General features: G+C 71.7%; 20 protein-coding genes and 1 tRNA gene. 17 read left to right on the forward strand and 4 right to left on the reverse strand.

Annotation, left to right across the window (positions count from 1 at the left end; translation table 11 throughout):
* Positions 1 to 22: 22 nt before the first annotated feature.
* From ACH4OW_RS13630 to ACH4OW_RS13645, 4 genes are read left to right on the forward strand one after another with little or no spacing between them, the layout of a single operon-like run.
* Positions 23 to 1,681, forward strand: coding sequence for a carboxyl transferase domain-containing protein (locus ACH4OW_RS13630; protein ID WP_398027669.1), 1,659 nt, complete (start codon positions 23 to 25; stop codon positions 1,679 to 1,681).
* A gap of 31 nt (positions 1,682 to 1,712) precedes the next feature.
* A complete protein-coding gene (locus ACH4OW_RS13635; protein WP_398027671.1) occupies positions 1,713 to 3,701 on the forward strand; it encodes an acetyl/propionyl/methylcrotonyl-CoA carboxylase subunit alpha in 1,989 nt (662 codons plus the stop codon).
* A complete protein-coding gene (locus ACH4OW_RS13640; RefSeq protein WP_360122918.1) occupies positions 3,698 to 4,636 on the forward strand; it encodes a hydroxymethylglutaryl-CoA lyase in 939 nt (312 codons plus the stop codon). Before ACH4OW_RS13635 ends, ACH4OW_RS13640 begins: the two co-directional genes overlap by 4 nt.
* Before the next feature lie 3 nt (positions 4,637 to 4,639).
* On the forward strand, positions 4,640 to 5,794 hold the full coding sequence (locus ACH4OW_RS13645) for an acyl-CoA dehydrogenase family protein (protein WP_398027493.1): 1,155 nt from the start codon (positions 4,640 to 4,642) through the stop codon (positions 5,792 to 5,794).
* An 85-nt stretch (positions 5,795 to 5,879) separates the two neighbouring features.
* Here the strand turns inward: ACH4OW_RS13645 and ACH4OW_RS13650 are convergent, their stop codons facing one another.
* Positions 5,880 to 7,490, reverse strand: a complete 1,611-nt coding sequence (locus tag ACH4OW_RS13650; RefSeq protein WP_398027495.1) for a beta-N-acetylhexosaminidase — start codon at positions 7,488 to 7,490, stop codon at positions 5,880 to 5,882.
* A gap of 203 nt (positions 7,491 to 7,693) precedes the next feature.
* Between ACH4OW_RS13650 and ACH4OW_RS13655 the strand changes: the two genes are divergently transcribed.
* Together ACH4OW_RS13655 and glmS are read left to right on the forward strand one after the other, a co-directional pair.
* Positions 7,694 to 7,969, forward strand: coding sequence for a hypothetical protein (locus ACH4OW_RS13655; protein ID WP_360122927.1), 276 nt, complete (start codon positions 7,694 to 7,696; stop codon positions 7,967 to 7,969).
* Between the two features lie 72 nt (positions 7,970 to 8,041).
* On the forward strand, positions 8,042 to 9,871 hold the full coding sequence (glmS, locus tag ACH4OW_RS13660) for a glutamine--fructose-6-phosphate transaminase (isomerizing) (protein WP_360122930.1): 1,830 nt from the start codon (positions 8,042 to 8,044) through the stop codon (positions 9,869 to 9,871).
* A 591-nt stretch (positions 9,872 to 10,462) separates the two neighbouring features.
* On the opposite strand, the gene ACH4OW_RS13665 is transcribed toward glmS, so the two are convergent.
* The gene (locus tag ACH4OW_RS13665; RefSeq protein ID WP_360122933.1) at positions 10,463 to 10,984 is read right to left on the reverse strand and encodes a universal stress protein; all 522 of its coding nucleotides are present in this window, start codon (positions 10,982 to 10,984) and stop codon (positions 10,463 to 10,465) included.
* Positions 10,985 to 11,403: 419 nt separating this feature from the next.
* On the opposite strand from ACH4OW_RS13665, the gene ACH4OW_RS13670 reads away from it, so the two are divergent.
* The 4 genes from ACH4OW_RS13670 to ACH4OW_RS13685 all read left to right on the forward strand — a co-directional run bounded on the left by ACH4OW_RS13670 (position 11,404) and on the right by ACH4OW_RS13685 (position 14,289).
* Positions 11,404 to 11,676, forward strand: coding sequence for a hypothetical protein (locus ACH4OW_RS13670; protein WP_360122936.1), 273 nt, complete (start codon positions 11,404 to 11,406; stop codon positions 11,674 to 11,676).
* 348 nt (positions 11,677 to 12,024) lie between these two features.
* Positions 12,025 to 13,491, forward strand: coding sequence for a helix-turn-helix domain-containing protein (locus tag ACH4OW_RS13675; RefSeq protein WP_360122939.1), 1,467 nt, complete (start codon positions 12,025 to 12,027; stop codon positions 13,489 to 13,491).
* A gap of 5 nt (positions 13,492 to 13,496) precedes the next feature.
* Positions 13,497 to 14,102, forward strand: coding sequence for an oligoribonuclease (gene orn / locus ACH4OW_RS13680; RefSeq protein WP_398027499.1), 606 nt, complete (start codon positions 13,497 to 13,499; stop codon positions 14,100 to 14,102).
* Between the two features lie 111 nt (positions 14,103 to 14,213).
* Positions 14,214 to 14,289, forward strand: a tRNA-His gene (locus ACH4OW_RS13685).
* A 119-nt stretch (positions 14,290 to 14,408) separates the two neighbouring features.
* Here the strand turns inward: ACH4OW_RS13685 and ACH4OW_RS13690 are convergent.
* Positions 14,409 to 15,059: an NAD(P)-dependent oxidoreductase gene (locus tag ACH4OW_RS13690; RefSeq protein WP_398027501.1), complete on the reverse strand. Its 651-nt coding sequence runs from the start codon at positions 15,057 to 15,059 to the stop codon at positions 14,409 to 14,411.
* A 124-nt stretch (positions 15,060 to 15,183) separates the two neighbouring features.
* Between ACH4OW_RS13690 and ACH4OW_RS13695 the strand changes: the two genes are divergently transcribed.
* From ACH4OW_RS13695 to ACH4OW_RS13705, 3 genes are all read left to right on the forward strand, one after another.
* On the forward strand, positions 15,184 to 16,158 hold the full coding sequence (locus tag ACH4OW_RS13695) for an AraC family transcriptional regulator (RefSeq protein ID WP_398027503.1): 975 nt from the start codon (positions 15,184 to 15,186) through the stop codon (positions 16,156 to 16,158).
* Positions 16,159 to 16,397: 239 nt separating this feature from the next.
* Positions 16,398 to 17,555, forward strand: coding sequence for a glycoside hydrolase family 5 protein (locus ACH4OW_RS13700; RefSeq protein WP_398027505.1), 1,158 nt, complete (start codon positions 16,398 to 16,400; stop codon positions 17,553 to 17,555).
* 199 nt (positions 17,556 to 17,754) lie between these two features.
* Complete coding sequence (locus ACH4OW_RS13705; protein ID WP_398027507.1) at positions 17,755 to 19,170, forward strand: glycoside hydrolase family 6 protein; 1,416 nt, start codon at positions 17,755 to 17,757, stop codon at positions 19,168 to 19,170.
* A 173-nt stretch (positions 19,171 to 19,343) separates the two neighbouring features.
* On the opposite strand, the gene ACH4OW_RS13710 is transcribed toward ACH4OW_RS13705, so the two are convergent.
* Positions 19,344 to 20,402: a LacI family DNA-binding transcriptional regulator gene (locus ACH4OW_RS13710; RefSeq protein WP_398027509.1), complete on the reverse strand. Its 1,059-nt coding sequence runs from the start codon at positions 20,400 to 20,402 to the stop codon at positions 19,344 to 19,346.
* A 193-nt stretch (positions 20,403 to 20,595) separates the two neighbouring features.
* Here ACH4OW_RS13710 and ACH4OW_RS13715 point away from each other — a divergent pair, with 193 nt between their 5' ends.
* The 4 genes from ACH4OW_RS13715 to ACH4OW_RS13730 all read left to right on the forward strand — a co-directional run bounded on the left by ACH4OW_RS13715 (position 20,596) and on the right by ACH4OW_RS13730 (position 25,339).
* Positions 20,596 to 21,927: an extracellular solute-binding protein gene (locus ACH4OW_RS13715; RefSeq protein ID WP_398027511.1), complete on the forward strand. Its 1,332-nt coding sequence runs from the start codon at positions 20,596 to 20,598 to the stop codon at positions 21,925 to 21,927.
* 3 nt (positions 21,928 to 21,930) lie between these two features.
* Positions 21,931 to 22,929, forward strand: coding sequence for a carbohydrate ABC transporter permease (locus ACH4OW_RS13720; protein ID WP_398027513.1), 999 nt, complete (start codon positions 21,931 to 21,933; stop codon positions 22,927 to 22,929).
* A 9-nt stretch (positions 22,930 to 22,938) separates the two neighbouring features.
* Entirely contained in the window at positions 22,939 to 23,781 is an 843-nt protein-coding gene (locus ACH4OW_RS13725; RefSeq protein WP_360122966.1) for a carbohydrate ABC transporter permease, read from the forward strand.
* A 103-nt stretch (positions 23,782 to 23,884) separates the two neighbouring features.
* On the forward strand, positions 23,885 to 25,339 hold the full coding sequence (locus ACH4OW_RS13730; RefSeq protein ID WP_360122969.1) for a GH1 family beta-glucosidase: 1,455 nt from the start codon (positions 23,885 to 23,887) through the stop codon (positions 25,337 to 25,339).
* The last annotated feature ends 46 nt before the right edge of the window (positions 25,340 to 25,385 follow it).

Consider the following 25,385-nt stretch of genomic DNA (forward strand, 5'->3'; position numbering starts at 1 on the left):
CCAAGCGATGGAGCCGGTAGCGATGGAGCCGACCCGGACGGGGGGACGGATGCGCACGGACCCGACGGAGCAGGCGCCGGTGCTGGACAGCACCGCGGACCCCGCCTCGGACGCCTGGCGCGCCAACGAGGCCGCCCACCAGGAACTGGCCGAGGAGCTGCGCGAGCGCCTCGCCGCGGCCCGCCTGGGCGGCGGCGAGAAGGCCAGGGCCCGGCACACGGCGCGCGGCAAGCTGCTGCCCCGCGACCGGGTGGACGCGTTGCTGGACCCCGGTTCGCCCTTCCTGGAGCTGGCGCCGCTGGCGGCGGAGGGGATGTACGGCGGCGCCGCGCCGGCCGCGGGCGTGATCGCGGGCGTCGGCCGGGTCTCCGGCCGCGAGACGGTGATCGTCGCCAACGACGCGACGGTCAAGGGCGGCACGTACTACCCGATGACGGTCAAGAAGCACCTGCGCGCCCAGGAGGTGGCGCTGGAGAACCGCCTGCCGTGCCTGTACCTGGTCGACTCGGGCGGCGCCTTCCTGCCGATGCAGGACGAGGTCTTCCCCGACCGCGAGCACTTCGGGCGGATCTTCTACAACCAGGCCCGGATGTCGGGCGCGGGCATCCCGCAGATCGCGGCGGTCCTCGGCTCCTGCACGGCGGGCGGCGCGTACGTCCCGGCGATGAGCGACGAGGCCGTGATCGTACGGAACCAGGGCACGATCTTCCTGGGCGGGCCGCCGCTGGTGAAGGCCGCGACCGGCGAGGTCGTCACGGCCGAGGAGCTGGGCGGCGGCGAGGTGCACTCCCGTACGTCCGGCGTCACCGACCACCTCGCCGAGGACGACGCGCACGCGCTGCGCATCGTGCGCACCATCGTCGCGACGCTCGGCGACCGCGGCCCGCTGCCGTGGACGGTGCGCCCCATAGAAGAGCCCAAGGTCGATCCGGCCGGGCTGTACGGCGCGGTGCCCGCCGACTCCCGTACGCCCTATGACGTACGCGAGGTCATCGCGCGCGTCGTGGACGGTTCGCGCTTCGCCGAGTTCAAGGCCGAGTACGGCACGACGCTGGTCACCGGCTTCGCCCGGATCCACGGCCACCCGGTCGGCATCGTCGCCAACAACGGCATCCTGTTCTCCGAGTCCGCCCAGAAGGGCGCGCACTTCGTCGAGCTGTGCGACCAGCGCGGCATCCCGCTGGTCTTCCTCCAGAACATCTCCGGCTTCATGGTCGGCCGCGACTACGAGGCGGGCGGCATCGCCAAGCACGGCGCGAAGATGGTCACGGCGGTGGCGTGCACCCGGGTGCCCAAGCTGACCGTCGTCATCGGCGGCTCGTACGGTGCGGGCAACTACTCGATGTGCGGCCGGGCCTATTCGCCCCGCTTCCTGTGGATGTGGCCGAACGCCAAGATCTCGGTGATGGGCGGCGAGCAGGCCGCTTCCGTTCTCGCGACCGTCAAGCGCGACCAGTTGGAGGCGCGGGGCGAGGAGTGGAGCGCCGAGGAGGAGGCCGCGTTCAAGGCGCCGGTCCGCGAGCAGTACGAGACGCAGGGCAGCGCCTACTACGCGACCGCGCGGCTGTGGGACGACGGGGTCATCGACCCGCTGGAGACCCGCCGGGTGCTGGGCCTGGCGCTGACCGCCTGCGGCAACGCGCCGCTGGGCGAGCCGGGCTACGGCGTCTTCCGGATGTGAGGGAGTGCGGGGAGTGAAGGAACAGATGAGCATGTTCGACACCGTCCTGGTCGCCAACCGCGGCGAGATCGCGGTCCGCGTCATCCGCACGCTCCGCGCGCTCGGCGTGCGTTCGGTCGCCGTGTTCAGCGACGCGGACGCCGACGCCCGGCACGTGCGCGAGGCCGACACGGCGGTACGGATCGGCCCGCCGCCGGCCACCGAGAGCTATCTGCACGCCGGCCGCCTCATCGAGGCCGCGCACCGCACCGGGGCGCAGGCCGTGCACCCGGGGTACGGCTTCCTCGCCGAGAACACCGCGTTCGCGGCGGCCTGCGCCGACGCCGGGCTGGTCTTCATCGGGCCGCCCGCCGAGGCGATCGAGCTGATGGGCGACAAGATCCGCGCGAAGGAGACGGTACGGGCGGCCGGCGTGCCGGTCGTGCCCGGCTCCTCGGGCAGCGGCCTGACCGACGCCCAGCTGGCGGACGCCTCGCGGGAGATCGGGATGCCGGTGCTGCTCAAGCCGTCCGCGGGCGGCGGCGGCAAGGGCATGCGGCTGGTGCGGGACGAGGCGCTGCTCGCCGACGAGATCGCCGCGGCCCGGCGCGAGGCGCGCGGCTCCTTCGGCGACGACACGCTGCTGGTCGAGCGCTGGGTGGACCGCCCCCGGCACATCGAGATCCAGGTGCTGGCGGACGGCCACGGCAACGTCGTCCACCTCGGCGAGCGCGAGTGCTCGCTCCAGCGCCGCCACCAGAAGGTGATCGAGGAGGCGCCGTCCGTCCTGCTGGACGAGGCGACGCGGGCCGCGATGGGCGAGGCCGCCGTGCAGGCCGCCCGCTCCTGCGGCTACCGGGGGGCGGGCACGGTCGAGTTCATCGTGCCGGGCGACGACCCCGCGTCGTACTTCTTCATGGAGATGAACACCCGCCTCCAGGTCGAGCACCCGGTCACCGAGTTCGTCACCGGCCTGGACCTGGTCGAGTGGCAGCTGCGCATCGCGGCCGGCGAGGAACTCCCGTACGGGCAGAAGGACATCCGCCTGACCGGACATGCGGTCGAGGCCCGGATCTGCGCCGAGACGGTGTCGGTCAAGGAGGGCGCGCGCGGCTTCCTGCCGTCCGGCGGCACGGTCCTCGCGCTGCGTGAGCCGGCCGGCGACGGTGTGCGCACGGACTCCGGCCTGGCCGAGGGCACCGAGGTCGGCAGCCTGTACGACCCGATGCTCTCCAAGGTCATCGCGTACGGCCCGGACCGCGCGACCGCCCTGCGCAAGCTGCGCGCCGCGCTCGCCGGGACGGTGGTGCTCGGCGTGCCCACCAACACCGGCTTCCTGCGCCGCCTGCTGGCTCACCCGGCCGTCGCGGCGGGCGAGCTGGACACCGGGCTGGTCGAGCGCGAGATGGACGCGCTGGTGCCGCGGGACGTGCCCGAGGAGGTGTACGCGGCCGCCGCCGCCGTACGGAACGCGGCGCTGGAGCCGGTGCCGGACGGCGGCTGGACCGACCCGTTCTCCGTACCGGACGGCTGGCGGCTCGGCGGCCGGACCGCTCCCGTGGCGCACTGGTTGAAGGTCCCCGGCCACGAGCCGGTGCACGCGACGGGCAGCGGGCACGTGACACCCGACCGGGTGCGCGTCACCGTGGGCGGTGTGGTGCACACCTTCCACCGGTCCGGTGACTGGCTCGGCAGGGACGGCGACACCTGGCACGTGACGGACCACGACCCGGTCGCGGAGACCCTGCGCGGCGCCGCCGGAGCGCACGGGATGGACGCGCTGACCGCGCCGATGCCCGGCACGGTCACCGTCGTGAAGGTGGCCGTCGGCGACGAGGTGGCCGCGGGGCAGGGGCTGCTGGTCGTCGAGGCGATGAAGATGGAACACGTCATCGCGGCGCCGCACGCCGGCACCGTCAGCGAACTGGGCGTCTCCCCCGGCAGCACGGTCGCCATGGACCAGGTGCTCGCCGTCGTCGACCCGCACGAGACGGCTCAGGACGCGCAGGCGGCGGGGCCGGCCGAGGAGGCAGCGAAATGACCGCTCCCGGACTTCCGATGCCCGTACCGGCTCCCGGCCTGCCGGCCCGGGTCCGTATCCACGAGGTCGGCGCGCGCGACGGCCTGCAGAACGAGTCCGCCGTCGTCCCCACCGAGGTCAAGGCCGAGTTCGTCCGCCGCCTCGCCGGGGCCGGGCTGACCACCGTCGAGGCGACCAGCTTCGTGCACCCCAAGTGGGTGCCGCAGCTCGCCGACGCGGAGCGGCTCTACCCCATGCTGGACGGCCTCGGCGTGCACCTGCCGGTCCTGGTGCCCAACGACCGCGGCCTGGACCGCGCGCTCGCCCTGGGGGCGCGCCGGATCGCGGTGTTCGGCAGCGCGACGGAGTCGTTCGCCAAGGCCAACCTCAACCGCACGGTCGGGGAATCGCTGGCCATGTTCACCCCGGTGGTCGCCCGCGCGAAGGAGGAGCGGGCACACGTCCGCGGCTACCTCTCCATGTGCTTCGGCGACCCGTGGGAGGGCCCGGTACCCATCGCGCAGGTCGTACGGGTCTGCCGCGCCCTGCTCGACATGGGCTGCGACGAGCTGAGCCTCGGCGACACCATCGGCGTCGCCACCCCGGGGCACGTACAGGCGCTGCTCGCCGCGCTGAACGAGGCGGGGGTGCCCACCGACCGGCTCGGCGTGCACTTCCACGACACGTACGGCCAGGCGCTGGCCAACACTCTCGCCGCGCTCCAGCACGGCGTCACCACCGTCGACGCGTCGGCGGGCGGGCTCGGCGGCTGCCCGTACGCCAAGAGCGCCACCGGCAACCTCGCCACCGAAGACCTGGTGTGGATGCTGCACGGCCTCGGCATCGAGACCGGGGTCGACCTGGGCCGGCTCACCGCCACCAGCGTGTGGATGGCCGAACAGCTGGGCCGTCCGAGCCCCTCCCGCACCGTCCGTGCCCTCTCCCACAAGGAGTGAACGATGTCCCTGGACCACCGCCTGTCCCCCGAACTCGAAGAGCTGCGGCGCACGGTCGAGGCGTTCGCCCACGACGTGGTCGCGCCCAAGATCGGCGAGTTCTACGAGCACCACGAGTTCCCGTACGAGATCGTGCGGGAAATGGGCCGGATGGGCCTGTTCGGCCTGCCCTTCCCCGAGGAGTACGGCGGCATGGGCGGCGACTACCTCGCCCTCGGCATCGCCCTGGAGGAGCTGGCCCGCGTCGACTCCTCCGTGGCGATCACCCTGGAGGCGGGCGTCTCGCTCGGCGCCATGCCGGTCTTCCACTTCGGTACCGAGGAGCAGAAGCGCGAGTGGCTGCCCCGGATGTGTACGGGCGAGGTGCTGGGCGCCTTCGGCCTGACCGAGCCAGACGGCGGCTCGGACGCGGGCGCCACCCGCACCACGGCCGTACGGGACGGCGACGAGTGGGTGATCAACGGCAGCAAGTGCTTCATCACCAACTCCGGCACCGACATCACCGGGCTGGTCACGGTCACCGCCGTCACCGGCCGCAAGGACGACGGCAAACCGCTGATCTCCTCGATCATCGTCCCGGCCGGGACGCCGGGCTTCACGGTCGGCGCCCCGTACTCGAAGGTCGGCTGGAACGCCTCCGACACCCGTGAGCTGTCCTTCTCCGACGTACGGGTGCCGGTGGGCAACCTCCTCGGCACGGAAGGCCGCGGCTACGCCCAGTTCCTGCGCATCCTGGACGAGGGCCGGATCGCCATAGCGGCACTGGCCACCGGCCTGGCCCAGGGCTGTGTGGACGAGTCGCTCAAGTACGCCAAGGACCGGCACGCCTTCGGCAAGCCGATCGGCGCCAACCAGGCGATCCAGTTCAAGCTGGCCGACATGGAGCTGCGCGCCCACACCTCCCGGCTGGCCTGGCGCGACGCCGCGTCCCGCCTGGTGCACGGCGAGCCCTTCAAGAAGGAGGCCGCCCTCGCCAAGCTGTACTCCTCCGAGATCGCGGTGGACAACGCCCGCGAGGCCACCCAGATCCACGGCGGCTACGGCTTCATGAACGAGTACCCGGTCGCCCGCATGTGGCGCGACTCGAAGATCCTGGAGATCGGCGAGGGGACGAGCGAGGTACAGCGGCTGCTGATCGCCCGCGAGCTGGGCCTGTAGGAAGGGCGCGTACGGCCCTCCCGTACGGCACCGGGCGGGCCCGGGGTTTCCCGGGCTCGCCCGGCCGTTCGCTGCCGTCGTCAGGTCACTTGTGCCAGGGCACCTGCGGCGACTTGTAGTAGTCGAATCCCTTGGCCTCCCAGCGGGGCGCCTGCGACGCCAGCCGGTGCTTGTAGGTGTCCCAGTCGTGGGTGGACGCCGGGGACCAGCCCAGCTCCGCGATGCCGGGCATCCGCGGGAACGTCATGTAGTCCAGGTGCTGGTTGGTGGAGAGGGTCTCCGTCCAGATGGGAGCCTCGACGCCGAGGATCGACTTCTGGGGCGCGCCCTTGAGGTAGGTCGCGGGGTCCCAGTCGTAGGACCGCTGCACCTCGACGTACCCGGCCCATGCCTTACCCAGCTTGGTGTCCTTGGTGTACTTCATGTCGAGGTAGGACCGGTCGGCCGGGGAGAGGATGAGACCGGTGCCCTTCTTGGCGGCCGCCACGACCTGAGCCCGCTCGGCGGCACTGGTCTTGTCATAGCCCCAGTACTGCACCACGGCGCCCTTGGCGGGCGTGACGGCGGTCAGCTGGTGCCACCCTATGACCTTCTTCTTGTGCTTGGTCACCAGCGGCTGGACCTTGTTCATGAAGGTCGTGTAGTCGGCGTGGCTGGTGGAGTATGCCTCGTCACCGCCGATGTGCAGGTACGGCCCCGGGGTCAGCGCCGCGACCTCGCGGAAGACGTCGTCCAGGAACTCGTACGTGATCTTCTTGGGCACGCACAGCGAGCTGAAGCCGACCTCGACGCCCGTGTAGATCGGAGGTGCGACGTTGTTGCAGTTCAGCTTCGCGTACGAGGCGAGCGCGGCCTGGGTGTGCCCCGGGGTGTCGATCTCGGGGATGACCTCCATGTAGCGGCTGGCGGCGTACCGCAGGATCTCGCGGTACTGGGCCTTGGTGTAGTAGCCGCCGGGGCCGCCGCCGACCTGGGTGCTGCCGCCGTAGGTGGCGAGCCGCGGCCAGGAGTTGATCTGGAGCCGCCAGCCCTGGTCGTCGGTGAGGTGCAGGTGCAGCTTGTTGTACTTGTAGAGCGCAAGCTGATCGATGTAACGCTTCAGCTGCTCGACCGTGAAGAAGTGCCGGCCGACATCGATCATCCCGCCGCGGTATCCGTAGCGCGGGACGTCGGAGATGGTGCCGCCGGCGACCTTCCAGGGGCCGTGCTGCTTGCTGCGCTTCTCGATGGACGGCGGCAGCAGCTGGCGCAGCGTCTGCACGCCGTGGAAGAGCCCCGCCGGCCGGGCGGCGGTGATCGTCACCGCGTGCCGGGTGGAGGTGAGGCGGTAGCCCTCGGCGCCCAGCTTCTTCGTGTCACCGCCGAGCCGCAGCACGATCCCGTCCCTGCCGTCCTTGCCGGTGACCGGGAGGGAGTAGCCGGTGGAGGGGCGCAGGATGTCCGCCAGGTAGCCGGCCACCCGCCTGACCTCGGCCGACGCCTTCGGCACCCGGATCTGCGTCCGCTTGCCGATCGCGTAGGGGTCCTTGCCGGGCGTGACGGAGGCGGGGGCGGGGATGACCTGGTCGAGGGCTATCGGCTTGGCGTGGCGGGCGGACGGGCTGCCGCGGTCGGCCGCGGCGGACTGCGTCCCGGCCGTCGACAGGCCGGCCGCCGCGACCAGCAGCAGCGAGCAGAACAGTCTGCTTCGTCTCACGAGATTCCCTTCGGTGGGCTCATCGTGCAGGGCCGTGCGTGGGCGTCGTACGTGGCATGGAGCAACCGAACGTCAACATTGAGTACCGCTCTCCCTCCTGGTGGTCAAGGTGCAGACCACGTCTGGCGCCATCCGGCGTGTCGCTTGCCCGATATCGGGCAGGTTTCTTGCGAAACTCAGAGTGACCCATCAGTATTCATCGGGTGCTCGATCGCCGTTCGCCCCATGAGGACCTCGTCGACCACCTGGTGCGCAGCACGCCGCTACAGCGCGGCGAGGCTGCCCGGGTGGTACTCGACGTGCTCGCGTACTTCGACGAGACGACGGAGGACTACGTCCGCAGACGCCACCGCGAGCTGCAGTCCCAGGGACTGCGCAACGAGGCGATCTTCGAACGGATCGGCCAGGAGCTCCCGCACCGCGCGGTCTCCCCGCCCAGCCTCTCGGCGCGCCAGCTGCGCCGCCTCGTCTACGGCTGAACCGGCCGAGCACCCCGGCGCGCGCCGCATCGTGCGCCACCTGTCCAATCGCCTGACCGGGAGGGTCACTTCATGTGCGGGATCGTCGGCTACATCGGTAAGCGGGACGTGGCTCCCCTGCTCCTCGAAGGACTGCAGCGTCTGGAGTACCGCGGGTACGACTCCGCCGGTATCGCCATCCACGCCAAGGGCACCGGCAAGGCCGCAGGCGGCCTGAAGACCGCCAAGGCCAAGGGCCGCGTCCGCGAGCTGGAGTCCCGGCTGCCCAAGCGCTTCGCGGGCACCGCCGGCATCGCGCACACCCGCTGGGCCACCCACGGCGCCCCCACCGACGAGAACGCGCACCCGCACGTCGACACCGAGGGCAAGGTCGCCGTCGTCCACAACGGCATCATCGACAACGCCGACGAGTTGCGCGCCAAGCTCACCGCCGACGGCGTGGAGTTCGTCTCCGAGACCGACACCGAGGTGCTGGCCCACCTGATCGGCCGCTCCCAGGCGCCGACCCTGGAGGAGCAGGTCCGCGAGGCCCTGCGGGTCATCGAGGGCACGTACGGCATCGCCGTGCTGCACGCCGACTTCCCCGAGCGCATCGTCGTCGCCCGCAACGGCTCACCGGTCGTGCTGGGCATCGGCGAGAAGGAGATGTTCGTCTCCTCCGACGTCGCCGCGCTGGTCTCGCACACCCGCCAGGTCGTCACCCTCGACGACGGCGAGATGGCCACCATCAAGGCCGACGACTACCGCACCTACACCACCGAGGGCTCGCACACCTCCGCGCAGCCGACCACCGTGGAGTGGGAGGCCGAGTCGTACGACATGGGCGGCCACGACACGTACATGCACAAGGAGATCTGCGAGCAGGCCGACGCGGTGGACCGCGTGCTGCGCGGGCGGATCGACGACCGCTTCTCCACCGTGCACCTGGGCGGCCTGAACCTGGACCCGCGCGAGGCGCGCGCCATCCGCCGGGTCAAGATCCTGGGCTGCGGCACCTCGTACCACGCGGGCCAGATCGGCGCGCAGATGATCGAGGAGCTGGCCCGTATCCCCTCGGACGCCGAGCCGGCCTCCGAGTTCCGCTACCGCAACCCGGTCGTGGACCCCGACACCCTCTACATCGCGGTCTCCCAGTCCGGTGAGACCTACGACGTGCTCGCCGCCGTGCAGGAGCTCAAGCGCAAGGGCGCCCGCGTCCTCGGCGTGGTCAACGTGGTCGGCTCGGCGATCGCCCGCGAGACCCACGGCGGCGTGTACGTGCACGCGGGCCCCGAGGTCTGCGTGGTCTCCACCAAGTGCTTCACCAACACCGTGGTCGCCTTCGGGCTGCTGGCGCTGCACCTGGGCCGCATCCGCGACCTGTCCGTCGCGGACGGCAAGCGGATCATCGAGGGCCTGCGCAAGCTGCCCGGCCAGATCCAGGAGATCCTGGAGCTGGAGGACGAGGTCAAGAAGCTGGCGGCCGAGTACGCCGACGCCAAGTCGATGATGTTCATCGGCCGGGTCCGCGGCTACCCCGTCGCCCGCGAGGCGTCCCTCAAGCTCAAGGAGATCTCCTACATCCACGCCGAGGCGTACCCGGCGTCCGAGCTCAAGCACGGCCCGCTGGCGCTCATCGAGCCGGCCATGCCGACCGTGGCGATCGTCCCGGACGACGACCTGCTGGAGAAGAACCGCGCCGCGATGGAGGAGATCAAGGCCCGCAGCGGCCGCATCCTGGCCGTCGCGCACCAGAAGCAGGAGAAGGCCGACCACACGATCATCGTGCCGAAGAACGAGAACGAGCTGGACCCGATCCTGATGGGCATCCCGCTCCAGCTGCTGGCCTACCACGTGGCGCTGGCCATGGGCCGGGACATCGACAAGCCGCGCAACCTGGCGAAGTCGGTCACGGTCGAGTAGCCGATCGACGGCGAGCAGGCGCTCATGGCGGTGGTCGCCCTGGGCGGGAGCTCGCTCGGGCGAGCAGTCGCCCGGCGGACCGCGGGGGTCCTGTCCACCCCCGCGGTCACGCGCGTCCGTCCGGGGGACGGGCGGCCCACGGGGGACCGCCCGGACGGACGACGCGCCCCCTGAAAAGGGCGGGAGGCGGGGCCCCGCGCGTGCCACCATACGCGCGGGGACCCGCCTCCCCTGTTGCCGGCGTCGCCCTTACGCCGGCGGTGGCCGCCTTCCCGGGAACCGTCACCTCCCGGGCGGCAGCACGCTTCTGACGGGAGGACGGCCGGGACGGCGGACCACTCGTCCGCCGGAATCCGCCGGCGCCGCGGCCCGGAGCCGCCGGCGCTTCGCCGTCCTGTCGTTCACGCCGTCCTGTCGTTCACGCTGTGTTGTCGTTCACGCTGCGTTCGCGTCCCACTTGATCGGATTTCTACCCGCGACTGCCGCCCATTCCACCTCTACGGGCCAGTAGATATGCCGGTTGCCCATATCCGCGCGGCTGGTGACGCTCCCTCACCTCGCGCCCCACGAGGTGACACGGAGTCAGGACGCTCAGGGAATCACGATGACGGGCCGCTGTGCCCGCCGGGCCAGCCGGCCCGCGACCGAGCCGAAGATCCGGCCCACGATGCCGTGCGTCGAGCCGACCACGATCGCGTCGGCCTCGTACTCCTGGCCGACCTCTTCGAGCTCGTGGCAGATGTCGCCGCCGCGCTCCACGAGGATCCACGGGATCTCCGCCAGGTGGTCGGCGCAGGCCAGCTCCAGGCCCAGTACCTCGGTGCGGTGGTCGGGCACGTCCACGAAGACCGGCGGCTCACAGCCTGCCCAGACCGTCGTGGGCAGCCGGTTGGCCACATGGACGATGATCAGGCCCGAGCCCGAACGCCGCGCCATACCGATTGCATACGCCAACGCGCGCTCGCTCGACGTGGAGCCGTCGAAGCCGACCACGACACCGTGCTGGAAGGCGGGGTCGCAGGAGTGACGTGTCTGTTCCGCCGCTTCGAGGTCCGCCATCGGATCGGCGACCTGCTTGCGGTCCGCGGGTTCGGGGATTTCGTGACCGGCCATGGTGTCTCGGCGAAGGGTGTCCTTGCGGAGGGCGGACGGGGGCGGCGATTGACTTGATCCGGCAGTTGACTGAGCTGGCTTGATCGAGAGGTCGGCCGCATAGTTCAAAGGGGAACAACACGACCGGGAATCATCTTCCCAATGCCTTACCCCAAGAGTACGGCGCCACTCCCTTGCTGCACAGGGCCCGACGCGGATGCCGGGACCGGGAGACGGGGACCGGGCCCCGTCGCGGCACAGCGCGCGGTGCCCCTCGAACATTCCCCGGAGCATGCCGGAGCGTGGGCCGGATGGCAATGCCCCGGCCTGCCCCCGTACGTACCCATCGGGGTGACTCATGGCCACCGCGGCCGTTGTAGTACCTGCCTGCCTGGAGGGAGTACGCCGTGCCCGGTCCGTCGAACACATCAGCCGATCCGGTGAGCGATCTCGTTCGCTGGGCGGCGTTCAGCTGTGCCGTGGTCCCGCTCGTCCTCGTCCTGTGCGGCTCGTCCGCCGCCGGGGCCGCCGGCACCGCCGTCGGGCTGGCGACGGTCACCTGCGCGTGCCGGGCGCTGCTGCGGCAGTCCGAACGCACCGCGGCCCGGCCGTCCGGCGACGAGATCGCCCCGCACCGCGGCCGGCACAGCCGCACCGGCACCGGTGCCCACCGCGGCGGGCGCCGTTCCGAGGGGCGTACGCCGGAGGAATGACGCGCTCGCAAGCCTGCCCAGGGTCGTTTTCGGCCAACTTCGGGTTCGGGTGCATCTCTTGGCAAAAGCGACCGGCAACCTGGGCCTGAGCTGCGAGGAAAGGACCGCCGGGCATGGTTGTGCCCTACGGCTTACGGGCAGAGGCGAGAGGCGTACTTCCCAGCAGGCCCGACGAGTGGAACGCTTCGTGATCGAATGCTTCGCGCCAAGTTGCCATATCGACATACGAGCGGGTGGTGAACTTGGCACTCCATCCTCACGGGACGCAGTAGATTCGATCTTGGCAATCACGGCGGGGGAACAGTGCAGGACCGAGAGGGCGAGACGACCGAGGGGGGCTTAAGTGCCATGAGCCAGGACTCCGCTGCCGTACCAGATGCCGCACGCAAGCTCGCCGCCCGACGACGCCGCGAAATAGTCGCGGTGCTCCTCTTCAGTGGCGGCCCGATTTTCGAGAGCTCCATTCCGCTCTCGGTCTTCGGCATCGACCGCCAGGACGCGGGTGTTCCGCGGTACCGACTACTTGTGTGCGCGGGCGAAGATGCGCCTTTGCGCACCACCGGGGGGCTCGAACTGTCGGCCCCCTACGGGCTGGAGGCGATCGCCCGCGCGGGCACGGTCGTCGTGCCGGCCTGGCGGTCCATCACACAGGCACCACCACCGGCCGCGCTGGACGCGCTGCGCCGGGCGCACGAAGAAGGGGCCCGCATCGTCGGGCTCTGCACGGGGGCCTTCGTGCTCGCCGCCGCAGGGCTCCTCGACGGCAGGCCCGCGACCACCCACTGGATGTACGCGCCGACGCTCGCCAAGCGTTACCCGTCCGTCCACGTCGATCCCCGCGAGCTCTTCGTCGACGACGGCGACGTGCTGACCAGCGCGGGGACCGCCGCCGGCATCGACCTGTGCCTGCACATCGTCCGTACCGACCACGGGGCGGACGCGGCCAACGCGCTCGCCCGGCGGCTGGTGGTCCCGCCCCGGCGCACCGCGTCGGACCTGGGGCACCAGAGGTACCTGGACAGGTCATTACCGGAGGAGATCGGCGCCGATCCGCTCGCCGAGGTCGTGGCCTGGGCGCTGGAACACCTCCACGAGCAGTTCGACGTGGAGACGCTGGCGGCCCGCGCGTACATGAGCCGCCGCACCTTCGACCGCCGTTTCCGGTCCCTGACCGGGAGCGCTCCGCTGCAGTGGCTGATCACCCAGCGCGTTCTACAGGCCCAGCGGCTGCTGGAGACCTCCGACTACTCCGTGGACGAGGTCGCCGGACGCTGCGGCTTCCGGTCGCCGGTCGCGCTGCGCGGCCACTTCCGGCGCCAGTTGGGTGCCTCTCCCGCGGCCTACCGCGCGGCGTACCGCGCGCGCAGGCCGCAGAACGGGGTGCCCGAGCAGGCAGGCCGGGCCGACCGGCCGGAGCGCGGCGAGCGTCCCGGCGCCGGCGCGGACCGGTTCGCCGCCGCCGCGGCGGGCCACCTGCCGGCCGGCCACGGCCAGCTGCACCACGGCCAGGCGAGCCACGTCCAAGGGGGAATGGGCCCGGCCGGTCACACGCAAGGTCACCCGCAAGGAGGGCACGGTCCGGGCGGCCACCCGCAGAGCGGGTACGGTCCGGGCGGCCACGGGTCGGGCGGCCAGCCGGGGCACAGTACGGCGGGCCACGGCCAGCCGGTGCACAGCCAGGCCACGGCTCTCGCGCCGACGGAACCGGGCAAACCGGAATCCGACGCCTATGCGCCCCGGGTTCCGGAGCAGTCCCCCGGACGGCCGGGGGGCCGCCCGGTGCTGCCCAGCCAACGGGAACGCCCCGTAGGGTGAGACGTATGAACGATCGCATGGTGTGGATCGACTGCGAGATGACCGGGCTCTCGCTGGCGAACGACGCGCTCATCGAGGTGGCCGCCCTGGTCACCGACTCGGAGCTGAATGTCCTGGGCGACGGGGTGGACATCGTGATCCGCCCCCCGGCCGAGGCCCTGACCACCATGCCGGAGGTCGTGCGCCAGATGCACACCTCCTCCGGGCTGCTGGCCGAGCTGGACAGCGGCACCACCCTGGAGGACGCGCAGGAACAGGTGCTCCAGTACATCAAGCAGCACGTACCGGAACCCGGCCGGGCACCGCTGTGCGGCAACTCCGTCAGCACCGACCGGGGCTTCCTGCTCCGCGACATGCCGGAGCTGGAGAGCCACCTGCACTACCGGATCGTGGACGTGTCGTCCGTCAAGGAACTGGCCCGGCGCTGGTTCCCGAGGGCGTACTTCAACAGTCCGGAGAAGAACGGGAACCATCGCGCCCTGGCGGACATCCGTGAATCCATCGCGGAGCTCCGCTACTACCGGGAGGCGGTCTTCGTGCCGCAGCCCGGCCCGGACTCGGACACCGCGAAGACCATCGCGGCGAAGTACGTCCTGCCCGCGGACTCGTAGTGACGCAGCTCGCTCCCGGTTCCCCCCGGAGCCGGGAGCGAGCACCCCTTCAGACCCTGTACACTTTTTCTCAGCCGGTGGGGAACAAGACACCACACAGCACCGGTCATGGTGGGTATAGCTCAGCTGGTAGAGCACCTGGTTGTGGTCCAGGATGTCGCGGGTTCAAGTCCCGTTACTCACCCCAACGAGTAGGGCCCCCGGACGTGAAAGCGTCCGGGGGCCCTAGTCGTTGGTGCCTGCGGTTGTCAGGCGGGGCTGTACGGGGCGCCCTCCGCACCGGGCGCCTGCCGTACGGGCGGCGGCTCAGTAGCCGACGGTGAAGCGCTCGCCGACGTGCTGCGGCTTCTCGACCTCGTCGAGGAGGGCGACGGCGTAGTCCTCGGCGGAGATCCGGCTGGTGCCGTCCGCGTCGACGACCAGGTCGTCCAGGGCGGTGCGGTAGGTGCCCGTACGCTCCCCGGGCTCGATCAGGGCCGCCGGGCTCACGTTGGTCCACCGCACGTCCGTCACGGTGCGGTAGTAGTCCAGCGCGTCGCCGTGCGCGTGCATGATCTGGAGCAGGAACTCCGGCAGGCCCTCGGCGTCCCAGACCTGCGTGCCGTCCGACTTGCGGAGCGAGCCGGCGCCGCCGACGGTGACCAGCCGGGGTGCGGCCTCGCCGAGGCTGCGCAGGCCGGCGACCAGGGCCTCGGCGGCGGGCTTGATCGTCGCGATGTGGCCCGGCCCGTCGCCGCCACCCACCGCGCTGACCAGCACGTCCTGCCCCTGCGCCGCCGCCGCGACGGAGGCGGGGTCGAGGATGTCGCCGGTGATCACGGTCAGGTTCGGGTCGTTCTTGGAGATCTTCGCGGGGTCGCGGACGACCGCGGTGACCTGGTGGCCGCGGCGCAGCGCCTCGTCGAGGACGCGGCTGCCGATGGTGCCGTTGGCTCCGAAAATCGCAATCTTGGACATTTCACTTCTCCCTGTGCCCCTGTCGGGGCGCGCTCTGGGTTTCCTTTTTCCGTCATCAGCCGCGCTGACGTCTTCTACGCTAGAGGCAGTAGCAGGACATACCGGGGTAGGCACAGGACCACTGATGGTGAAAAAACGACACGCTTCCGAAGACGGCGGGGAGAGCATCCCGGCGGTGGCGTTCACGGCGCCCGCCGGGCGGCCGGCCGGGGTGGAGGTGCTGACCCTCGCCGAGCTGCGCGGGCGCGCGGACACCTGCACCCTCGCCGTCCCGCACCGCCCGGACTTCCACCACCTGTTCGTGGTGGACCGGGGGCGGCTCCGGCACACGGTGGACTTCCGAAAGTATGAGCTGTCCGTGAATGACTGGATGTGGGTGCGTCCGGGGCAGGTCCACCACTTCGGCGACCTGTCGGAGGCCGAAGGCCGGCTGGTGCTGTTCGAATCCGGTTTCCTCGATCCGGCCACGGCGGCCGCGGCCCGCCTGGAGGACTGGTTCGGCCCCGCGGTGCACCACCCGGAAGGGGTACAGGCGCAGGCGGTGGACAGTGCCCTGCGCCACCTCCACCAGGAATTCGGCGCCCTGCGCGGCCTGCCGCTGGAACTGCACATCGAGGTGCTGCGGCACCTGCTGGCCGTACTGGTGCTGCGGGCCTCCCGGCTGTCGGCGCCCGCGGGGGGCGCGCGGGAAGGAGGCACGCAGGACGGGGACGTACGGGAAGGAGGCGCGCAGGACGGGGACGTACGGGACGGGGACGGCGTCTGCGAGGCGGGGGAAACTTTCCTGCGCTTCCGTGACGCGGTCGAGCGCGGCTTCACGCGCACCCGCCGCGTCGAGGACTACGCGCGGGCGCTCGGCTACTCGCCCCGCACTCTCTCCCGCGCGACCGCGGCCGCCGCCGGAGTGGGCGCCAAGGAGTTCATCGACCGCCGTGTGGTGCTGGAGGCCAAGCGCCTGCTGGCCCACGGGGACCAGACCGCGGCCCGGATCGCCGTACGCCTCGGCTTCGCCGACGCCGCGAACTTCGCGAAGTTCTTCCAGCACCGCACGGGCAGTACGCCGATCTCCTTCCGTACGGAGGTGCGCGGCCCGGCGTGATCAGGGGGCGCCGTGGCCGCGAGGATTCCGCTGTACCAGTGGGAGCGCTCCCAAGCATCGGGACGGGCGGGCGGTCCGTCAAGAGGGAGACTTCCGGGACGTGACGCCGCACTTGGTACGCACAGTTCCGGAACTCCCCTGTTTTTCCCGCGCAGTTGGCACTAGCCTCCGAGCAACCAGTGGGAGCGATTCCATCCGTCGCGGGCCATGGCGCCCGCGCACGATCCGAGGAGTCGCTCATGCGCAGACCCGTACGTTGGTACGCCCTGGCGGTGGCCGCGCTGCTCGCGCTTCCGGGCGCCGCGCCGCCGCCCGGGCCGCCCGCCCCCACCGCGCCGGACGGAGCCGCACCCGCCGCCTCCCACCCGGCGCCGCCACCCCGGCTGCACGTCGCGGGCAACCGGTTCGCCGACCCCGCAGGCGCCGAGCGCCGCCTGCTCGGGGTGAACCGTTCCGGCGCCGAGTTCTCCTGCGTACAGGGCCGCGGGATCTTCGACGGGCCGGTGGACGACACGTCCGTCGCGGCCATCGCGAGCTGGGGCGCCAACGCCGTGCGCGTCCCGCTCAACGAGGAGTGCTGGCTCGGCACGGCGAACATCGACCCCCGGTACGCGGGCGCCGCCTATACCTCTGCGGTACGCGACTACGTACGACGGCTCACGTCCCACGGCCTGACACCGATCCTCGAACTGCACTGGAGCCACGGCCGCTACACCGGCCCCTCGGCCGGCTGCGCCGACGAGCACGCGAGCTGCCAGAAGCCCATGCCGGACCGGCGCTACTCCCCCGCCTTCTGGTCCTCGGTCGCCACCGCCTTCAAGGGCGCGCCCGAGGTGGTCTTCGACCTGTTCAACGAGCCGTACCCGGACCGGGCCACGCCGGACACCGAACGGGCGTGGGCCTGCTGGCGGGACGGCGGAAACTGCCCCGGCATCGGTTACGAGGTCGCCGGCATGCAGACGCTGCTGGACGCCGTCCGCACCACCGGCGCCCGCAACCCGGTGCTGGCCGGCGGCCTCGCGTACGCCAACGACCTCGGCCGGTGGCTCGCGTACGCGCCGAAGGACCCGGCGGGCAACCTGGCCGCCGCCTGGCACGGCTACAACTTCAACGCCTGCGCCGACGAGAACTGCTGGACCCGCACGCTGGGCCCGGTCGCCGACCGCGTACCGCTCGTCGCGGGCGAGATCGGCGAGAACACCTGCGCCCACGGCTTCACCGACCGCGCCATGCGGTGGCTGGACGGGCGCCGCGCCTCGTACCTGGGCTGGACCTGGAACACCTGGGACTGCGCGGCCGGCCCCGCGCTGATCCGCGACTACGCGGGGACGCCCACCACGTACGGCGCCGGGCTCCGCGACCACCTGCGGGCGCTGAGCCGGGCTGCGGCTTCTTGAACCGGCTGCCGGGCCGGGCTCCTGAACGGGATGCCGGGCCGGATCCCTGAATCGGATGCCAGGCCGTGAACCGAATGCCGGGCCCCTGGTTCGGCAGGGCGCTGGTCCGGTGGAGCGCTGGTCCGGTGGAGCGCTGGTCCGGCAGGGCGCTGGTTCCTCAAGGCATGTCACTTCCCCATCGAGAAAGGACGACCCGCACATGAGACGCATCGCTGAACAGCTTCCCGCACCGCAGCAGAACCGTTCCCGCACCCCACGCCGCCCCGTCCGGACCGTCCGCGCCGCCGCGCTCGCGGCCTGCGCGCTGCTGGTCGCCGCCGGGGCCGCCGACACCCTGCCCGGCACCGCCCACGCGGCGACGGCCGCGCGCGTCGACAACCCGTACGCGGGCGCCGGGGTGTACGTGAACCCGGAGTGGTCGGCCAAGGCGGCGGCCGAGCCCGGCGGCGGCAAGGTCGCCGGGCAGCCCACCGGCGTCTGGCTCAACCGCATCGCGGCGATCGGCGGCACCGGCGGCACGATGGGGCTGCGCGGCCACCTGGACACGGCCTTGCGCCAGGCGGCGGGCAAGCCGCTCGTGGTCCAGCTGGTGATCTACAACCTGCCGGGGCGGGACTGCGCGGCCCTCGCCTCCAACGGCGAACTGGGCCCGACGGAGATCGACGCGTACAAGACCCGCTACATCGACCCCATCGCCGCCGTCCTCGCCGACCCGAAGTACGCGTCCCTGCGGATCGTGACCACCGTCGAGCTCGACTCGCTGCCCAACCTCGTCACCAACACGGGCGGGCGCGCCACCGCCACACCGCAGTGCGACGCCATGCTCGCCAACGGCAACTACGTCAAAGGCGTCGGGTACGCGCTCAACAAGCTCGGCGCGGTCCCCAACGTCTACAACTACGTGGATGCCGGACACCACGGCTGGATCGGCTGGGACGACAACTTCGGCGCCTCGGCGCGGCTGCTGTACCAAGCGGCCACGGCTGAGGGCAGCACGGTCGACAAGGTGCACGGTTTCATCACCAACACCGCCAACTACAGCGCGCTGGAGGAGCGGAACTTCGCCCTCGGCGACAGCGTGGCGGGCCGTTCGGTGCGCGAGTCGAAGTGGGTGGACTGGAACCGCTACGCCGACGAGCGGTCGTTCGCCCAGGCGTTCCGCCAGGAGGCGGTGCGGGCCGGGTTCCGCGCGGACGTCGGCATGCTGATCGACACCTCGCGCAACGGCTGGGGCGGCAGTGCGCGGCCCGCCGGCCCCGGGCCGCGCACGAGCGTGGACGCGTTCGTGGACGGGGGCCGGTACGACCGCAGGATTCACGTCGGCAACTGGTGCAACCAGGCTGGGGCAGGGCTGGGCGAGCGCCCGCGGACGGCGCCGGCGGCGGGCATCGACGCGTACGTGTGGATGAAGCCGCCGGGCGAGTCGGACGGTTCGAGCACGGCGATCCCGAACGACGAGGGCAAGGGCTTCGACCGGATGTGTGACCCGGCGTACGAGGGCAATCCGCGCAACAACTACCACCGGTCGGGGGCGCTGCCGGACGCGCCGCTGTCCGGGCACTGGTTCCCGGCGCAGTTCCGGGAGCTGCTGAAGAACGCGTATCCGGCCCTGTAGCCGGGGCGCGGTAGCTGGGTCCCTGTAGCTGCGGCGCGGGGAACGGGCGGGAGGGGCGGCGGTTCGCTTACGCCCCTCCCGTTCGCGCGCGTCCGGACACTCCTGCCCGGGCGCTCCCGTTCGCGTGCTCCCGTTCGCGCGGCTGCCTGGGCCCGGGGCCGTACGCGCCGCCCTCAGGACGAGGCGCGGCGGACCAGCTCGGTCGGTAGCACCAGGTGCGCGGCGGCCAGGGACGCGGGGACGCGCGAGGCCGGCCCGCCGCGGCCGGTGATCTGCTCCATCAGCAGGCGCGCCATCGCCCGCCCCATCTCCTCGATCGGCTGGCGGACGCTGGTGAGCGCCGGGTCCATGTGGCGGGCGATCGCGGAGTCGTCGAAACCGACCAGGGCCACGTCGTCCGGGATGCGGCGGCCCGTCTCGCGCAGCTCCCGGCGGGCGCCCGCCGCCATCACGTCCGAGGCGCAGAAGACGGCGTCCAGCGCCGGGCGGCGGGCGAGCAGTTCGCGCATGGCGCGGCGGCCGCCCTCCTCCGTGAAGTCGCCGTGCGAGATCAGACCGGGGTCCTCGGGGCGGCCCGCGACGCGCAGGGCCTGCCGGTAGCCGTCCAGGCGGCAGTGGGCCACGTACATGTCGGGCGGCCCCGCGATGGTGGCGACCCGGCGCCGGCCGCGGCCGATGAGGTGCTCCACCGCGGCCTGCGCGCCGCCCGCGTTGTCGGAGTCCACGTACGCGGCCGTCTCCCCGGCCGAGCGGCGGCCGTTGAGGACGGTCGGTATCGCCATGCCTGCCAGCAGGTCGGGCAGCGGGTCGTCGCCGTGCACGGAGACCAGCAGCACCCCGTCCACGCGGTGGCCGGCCAGGTAGTCGGCGAACCGCCGGCGCTCCTTGGAGGTGCGGATCAGGGTGAGCAGCAACTGCATGTCGTGGTCGGCCAGTTCGCTGCCGGCGCCGCGGATGATGCCGGAGAAGTAGGGCTCGGCGAAGAGCCGGGTCTCGGTTTCCGGTACGACCAGGGCGACGGTGTCGGCGCGGTTGGCCGCCAGGGCGCGGGCGGCGCGGTTGGGGACGTAGCCGAGGTCGGCGACGGCCTGCTGCACCAGGGTCCGGGTCCGTTCGCTGACCTTGGGCGAGCCGTTGATCACGCGGGAGACCGTGCCGCGGCCGACGCCCGCGCGCGCGGCGACCTGTTCGAGAGTGGGCCGGCCGCCCCCTCGCCGTCCGTCTGGTGTCATCGTCGCCTCCGCTTGCCCGGGCTCCTGGCCCCACATTCAACAACGAACCGCCGCAGGGGTGTTGGCGCGCGATCCCTTGACACGCTCCGGGGGAACGGCGACTCTTCACTTCATCACGACTGGGAGCGCTCCCACAGTACTGGACACCCCGATTCCCGCACCCGAGGTCGGCAGGGCACCAGGAGGAGACGCAATGCGAACAACGATCCGCGGCACCCGTGGACGCGCCGTGGCCTGCGCGGCCGTCGCCGTGCTCGGGGCCGGGCTGCTCGGCGGCTGCGCCGAGGACAGCGACCGGTCCGGCGCGTCGGGGTCGCCGGGCGGCGGCGCGGGGAAGACCACCGTGACGGTCGGCGTCTTCGGCGTCTTCGGCTACAAGCAGGCCGGTCTCTACGACGCGTACATGAAGCAGCACCCGGACGTCACGATCAAAGAGACCTCCATCGAACGGAACGAGAACTACTACCCGCAGCTGCTCACCCACCTGAGCACCGGCAGCGGGCTCGCCGACATCCAGGCGATCGAGGTCAACAACATCGCCGAGGTCGCCTCCACCCAGGCGGGCAAGCTCGTCGACCTCGCGAAGGCGCCGGGCGTGCGCAAGGCCGACTTCATCCCTTGGAAGTGGGCGCAGGCGACGGACCGGAGCGGGAAGACCGTGGGCCTGGGCACCGACATCGGGCCGATGGCGGTCTGCTACCGCAAGGACCTCTTCGCCAAGGCCGGGCTGCCGACCGAGCGTGACGCGGTAGCCGCGCTGTGGGCGGGCGACTGGAAGAAGTACCTCGACACGGGCCGGCGGTACATGGCCAAGGCCCCGGGCGGCACGGCCTTCGTCGACTCCGCGGCCGGCGTCTACAACGCGGTGCTCTCCAGCAGCGCCGAACGCTATTACGACAAGAGCGGCAAGCTGGTCTACAAGGACAGCCCGTCGGTGCGGCAGGCGTGGGACGCGGCGATGCGCGCGGCGACGGGGAAGATGACCGCCCGGCTGCAGCAGTTCCAGAAGTCGTGGGACCAGGCGTACGCCAACGGCCGCTTCGCGACGGTCTCCTGCCCGCCGTGGATGCTCGGCTACATCAAGGAGAAGTCCGGGAAGCAGGGCGAGGACGTCTGGGACGTGGCCGCCGCGCCCAAGCCGGGCAACTGGGGCGGTTCCTTCCTGGCCGTGCCCGAGGCGGGCCGGCACAAGAGCGAGGCGGTCAAGCTGGCGGCCTGGCTGACCGCGCCCGAACAGCAGGCGAAGCTCTTCGCGAAGCAGGCGAGCTTCCCCAGCGCGCGGGCGGCATACTCGCTCCCCCAGGTGGCGGACGCCAAGCATCCGTACTTCGGGAACGCGCCGATCGGAAAGATCTTCGCCGCGGCGGCCGAGGGCATCCCCACGCAGGTGCTCGGCCCGAAAGACCTGACCGTCAACCAGAACATCACCGACGTGGGCGTTCTCCAGGTCGACCAGCAGGGCAAGACGCCGGAGCAGGGCTGGCGGGCGGCGGTCGCATCGATCGACAACGCGCTGGACCAGTGAGCGATGGCCGTGACCAACCGGACTCCCCGCCCGGCGGTGCCCGGCGGCGCCCCGGCGGACGGTGCCGACAGCGCCGCCGCCGTCCGCCGGCGGGCACGGCGGAGCCGCCGCTACCGCCGGGACCTGCGCTGGAGCCCGTATGCCTACATCGCGCCCTTCTTCCTCTTCTTCGCCGTTTTCGGGCTCTTCCCGCTGCTGTACACGGGGTGGGCCGCCCTGCACCGGGTGGAGCTGACGGCGCCCACCGACATGGAGTGGGCCGGGCTGCGCAACTTCACCCGGCTGCTCGGCGACGACTTCTTCTGGAACGCCCTTGGCAACACCTTCGTCATCGGCGTCGTCTCCACCGTCCCGCAGCTGCTGATGGCGTTGGGCATCGCGCACCTGCTCAACTACCGGCTGCGCGGCTCCATGTTCTTCCGGGTGGCGGTGCTCACGCCGTACGCCACTTCGGTCGCCGCCGCGACGCTGGTGTTCGTGCTGCTCTTCGGGCGCGACTACGGGATGGTCAACTGGCTGCTGGGCACCGTCGACATCGAAGGGATCGACTGGGAGAACGGCCCGTGGAGCGCCAAGCTGGCGGTCTCCACGATCGTCATCTGGCGGTGGACGGGGTACAACGCGCTGATCTACCTGGCCGCCATGCAGGCCGTGCCGCACGACCTGTACGAGTCCGCGGCGCTCGACGGGGCGTCCAGGTGGCAGCAGTTCCGGCACGTCACCGTCCCCTCGCTGCGCCCGACGATCCTCTTCACCTGCGTCGTCTCGACGATCGGCGCCACCCAGCTGTTCGGCGAGCCGCTGCTGTTCAGCGGCAGCGCCGGAGCCTCGGGCGGCGCCGACCACCAGTACCAGACGCTGGGCCTGTACCTGTACGAGCAGGGGTGGGTGAACCTCCACCTCGGCCGGGCCTCGGCCATCGCCTGGACCATGTTCCTGATCCTGCTGGTGATCGCCGCGGTCAACGCGCTGATCGCCCGCCGGCTGCGCGCCGACCAGTGAGGGGAAGCCATGACAGCACGACGCGCCGGCCGGCAGTTGCACGGCGGGAAGGTCACCTACGCGGTGCTGGTCCTCTTCACCGCGGGCTCGCTCTTCCCGCTGCTGTGGACAGCCGTCGCCGCCTCCCGCAACAACGCGCGGCTCGCCGAGACCCCGCCGCCCTTCTGGTTCGGCGGGAACCTGCTGAAAAACCTCGGTACGGCCTGGACCGACGCCAACATGGGCGCCGCCCTGCTGAACACCACGGTGGTCGCCACCACGATCGCGGCCGGGACGGTGGTCTTCTCCACCGTCGCCGGGTTCGCCTTCGCCAAGCTCCGCTTCCGGGCGAAGAACCTGCTCCTCCTGCTGGTGATCGGCACGATGATGGTGCCGCCGCAGCTGAGCGTCGTGCCGCTGTTCATGACCATCGCCGAGCTGGAGTGGACCGACCAGTTGCAGGCCGTCATCCTGCCGACCCTGGTCAGCGCCTTCGGTGTCTTCTTCATGCGGCAGTACCTGCTGCAGGCGCTGCCCACCGAGCTGATCGAGGCGGCGCGGACGGACGGCGCGAACAGCTGGCGCGTGGTGTGGCACGTCGTCTTCCCCGCGGCCCGGCCGGCGATGGCGGTGCTGGGGCTGCTCACCTTCGTCCAGGCGTGGAACGACTTCTTCTGGCCGATCATCGCGCTGACGCAGAACGGCAACCCGACCGTGCAGGTCGCGCTGACCGGCCTCGGCCGCGGCTACATCCCCGACCAGTCCGTGATCATGGCGGGCGCGCTGCTGGGCACCCTGCCGCTGCTCGTCGCCTTCGTCCTGTTCGGCAAGCAGATCGTCGGCGGGATCATGCAGGGCGCGGTCAAGGGCTGACCTCGCGAACCACATGCACCACCCGCACCACATGCACCACTCGCGCCACGCGCTCCGCACGGCCCGCGCCGTGTGCAGCGCCCTCGTGAACGGGAGTACCGCCATGTCCAGCCCCCTCCGTTTCCCGCCCGGCTTCCTCTGGGGTGCGGCCACCGCCGCCTATCAGGTCGAGGGCGCCGCCCGTGAAGGCGGCCGCACCCCGTCGATCTGGGACACCTTCAGCCACACGCCGGGCAAGGTCGCCGGCGGCGACACCGGTGACGTCGCCGTCGACCACTTCCACCGGCGCCACGAGGACGTGGAGCTGATGGCCGCCCTCGGGCTCGGCGCCTACCGCTTCTCCGTCTCCTGGCCGCGGGTGCAGCCGACCGGCCGCGGACCGGCCGTACAGCGCGGGCTCGACTTCTACCGCCGTCTCGTCGACGACCTGCTCGCCCACGGCATCCGGCCGCTGCTGACCCTCTACCACTGGGACCTGCCGCAGGAGCTGGAGGCCGACATCCACGGCGGCTCCGCCTCGGGAGGCGGCTGGCCGCACCGGGACACCGCGCAGCGCTTCGCCGACTACGCGGCGATCGTCGCCGAGGCGCTGGGCGACCGCGTCGAGTGGTGGACCACCCTCAACGAGCCGTGGTGCAGCGCCTTCCTGGGCTACGGGTCCGGTGTGCACGCGCCGGGCCGCAGCGACCCCGAGGCGGCCCTGCGCGCGGCCCACCACCTCAACCTCGCGCACGGACTCGCCGCCCAGGCGCTGCGCGCCACGCTGCCCGCCCGCGGCCAGGTCATGATCAGCCTCAACCCGGCCGCCGTACGGGCCCGCTCGGACGCGCCCGGGGACCTGGACGCTCAGCGGCAGATCGACGCGCTGGCGACGCGTATCTTCACCGGGCCCCTGCTGCGCGGCGCGTACCCCGCCGATCTCCTCGCGGACACCGCGCGTATCACCGACTGGTCCTTCGTCCGCGATGGCGATCTCGCCGTCATCAAGCACCCCCTCGACGCGCTGGGCATCAATTACTACACACCGACATTGGTATCAGGCAGCACTGACAACGCCCCGGTGCCGCGGCACGACGGGCACGGCGCCGGGGTGCGTTCGCCCTGGCCAGGGGCCGACCGGGTGGCTTTTCACCAACCGCCGGGCGACCGTACGGAGATGGGCTGGTCCATCGATCCGACCGGTCTCTACGACCTGCTCATGCGCTACCGCCGGGAGGCGCCCGGCCTGCCCCTGTTCATCACGGAGAACGGCGTGGCCTGCGACGACCGGCCGGACGCCGAGGGGGCGGTGCACGACCAGGACCGCATCGCCTATCTCCACTCCCACCTCGCCGCCGCGCACCGCGCGCTCAGCGAGGGCGCCGACCTGCGCGGCTACTTCCAGTGGTCGCTGCTGGACAACTTCGAGTGGGCGTACGGCTACGGCAAGCGGTTCGGCGCGGTGTACGTGGACTTCACCACCCAGGCCCGTACGCCGAAGGCGAGCGCGCACTGGTACGCGGACGTCGCGCGCGCCAACGCGCTGCCCGCCCTGAGCCCCGATGCGACCGCCTCATAAGGGCGGCGGGACACAGCGGTGGGGGGTGGCCGCTGTGTCCCGCCAG

Origin of the sequence: Streptomyces sp. NPDC017056 (assembly GCF_044332485.1) — a bacterium.
Classification (GTDB): Bacteria; Actinomycetota; Actinomycetes; order Streptomycetales; family Streptomycetaceae; genus Streptomyces.

Coding starts and splice junctions, on each gene's coding strand:
- orn (WP_398027499.1), top strand. CDS start 13,497: ATGAACGATCGCATGGTGTGGATCGACTGCGAGATGACCGGGCTCTCG.
- ACH4OW_RS13715 (WP_398027511.1), top strand. CDS start 20,596: ATGCGAACAACGATCCGCGGCACCCGTGGACGCGCCGTGGCCTGCGCG.
- glmS (WP_360122930.1), top strand. CDS start 8,042: ATGTGCGGGATCGTCGGCTACATCGGTAAGCGGGACGTGGCTCCCCTG.
- ACH4OW_RS13690 (WP_398027501.1), bottom strand. CDS start 15,059: ATGTCCAAGATTGCGATTTTCGGAGCCAACGGCACCATCGGCAGCCGC.
- ACH4OW_RS13730 (WP_360122969.1), top strand. CDS start 23,885: ATGTCCAGCCCCCTCCGTTTCCCGCCCGGCTTCCTCTGGGGTGCGGCC.
- ACH4OW_RS13705 (WP_398027507.1), top strand. CDS start 17,755: ATGAGACGCATCGCTGAACAGCTTCCCGCACCGCAGCAGAACCGTTCC.
- ACH4OW_RS13725 (WP_360122966.1), top strand. CDS start 22,939: ATGACAGCACGACGCGCCGGCCGGCAGTTGCACGGCGGGAAGGTCACC.
- ACH4OW_RS13630 (WP_398027669.1), top strand. CDS start 23: ATGGAGCCGACCCGGACGGGGGGACGGATGCGCACGGACCCGACGGAG.
- ACH4OW_RS13675 (WP_360122939.1), top strand. CDS start 12,025: ATGAGCCAGGACTCCGCTGCCGTACCAGATGCCGCACGCAAGCTCGCC.
- ACH4OW_RS13700 (WP_398027505.1), top strand. CDS start 16,398: ATGCGCAGACCCGTACGTTGGTACGCCCTGGCGGTGGCCGCGCTGCTC.
- ACH4OW_RS13640 (WP_360122918.1), top strand. CDS start 3,698: ATGACCGCTCCCGGACTTCCGATGCCCGTACCGGCTCCCGGCCTGCCG.
- ACH4OW_RS13665 (WP_360122933.1), bottom strand. CDS start 10,984: ATGGCCGGTCACGAAATCCCCGAACCCGCGGACCGCAAGCAGGTCGCC.
- ACH4OW_RS13635 (WP_398027671.1), top strand. CDS start 1,713: ATGTTCGACACCGTCCTGGTCGCCAACCGCGGCGAGATCGCGGTCCGC.
- ACH4OW_RS13645 (WP_398027493.1), top strand. CDS start 4,640: ATGTCCCTGGACCACCGCCTGTCCCCCGAACTCGAAGAGCTGCGGCGC.
- ACH4OW_RS13695 (WP_398027503.1), top strand. CDS start 15,184: ATGGTGAAAAAACGACACGCTTCCGAAGACGGCGGGGAGAGCATCCCG.
- ACH4OW_RS13720 (WP_398027513.1), top strand. CDS start 21,931: ATGGCCGTGACCAACCGGACTCCCCGCCCGGCGGTGCCCGGCGGCGCC.
- ACH4OW_RS13710 (WP_398027509.1), bottom strand. CDS start 20,402: ATGACACCAGACGGACGGCGAGGGGGCGGCCGGCCCACTCTCGAACAG.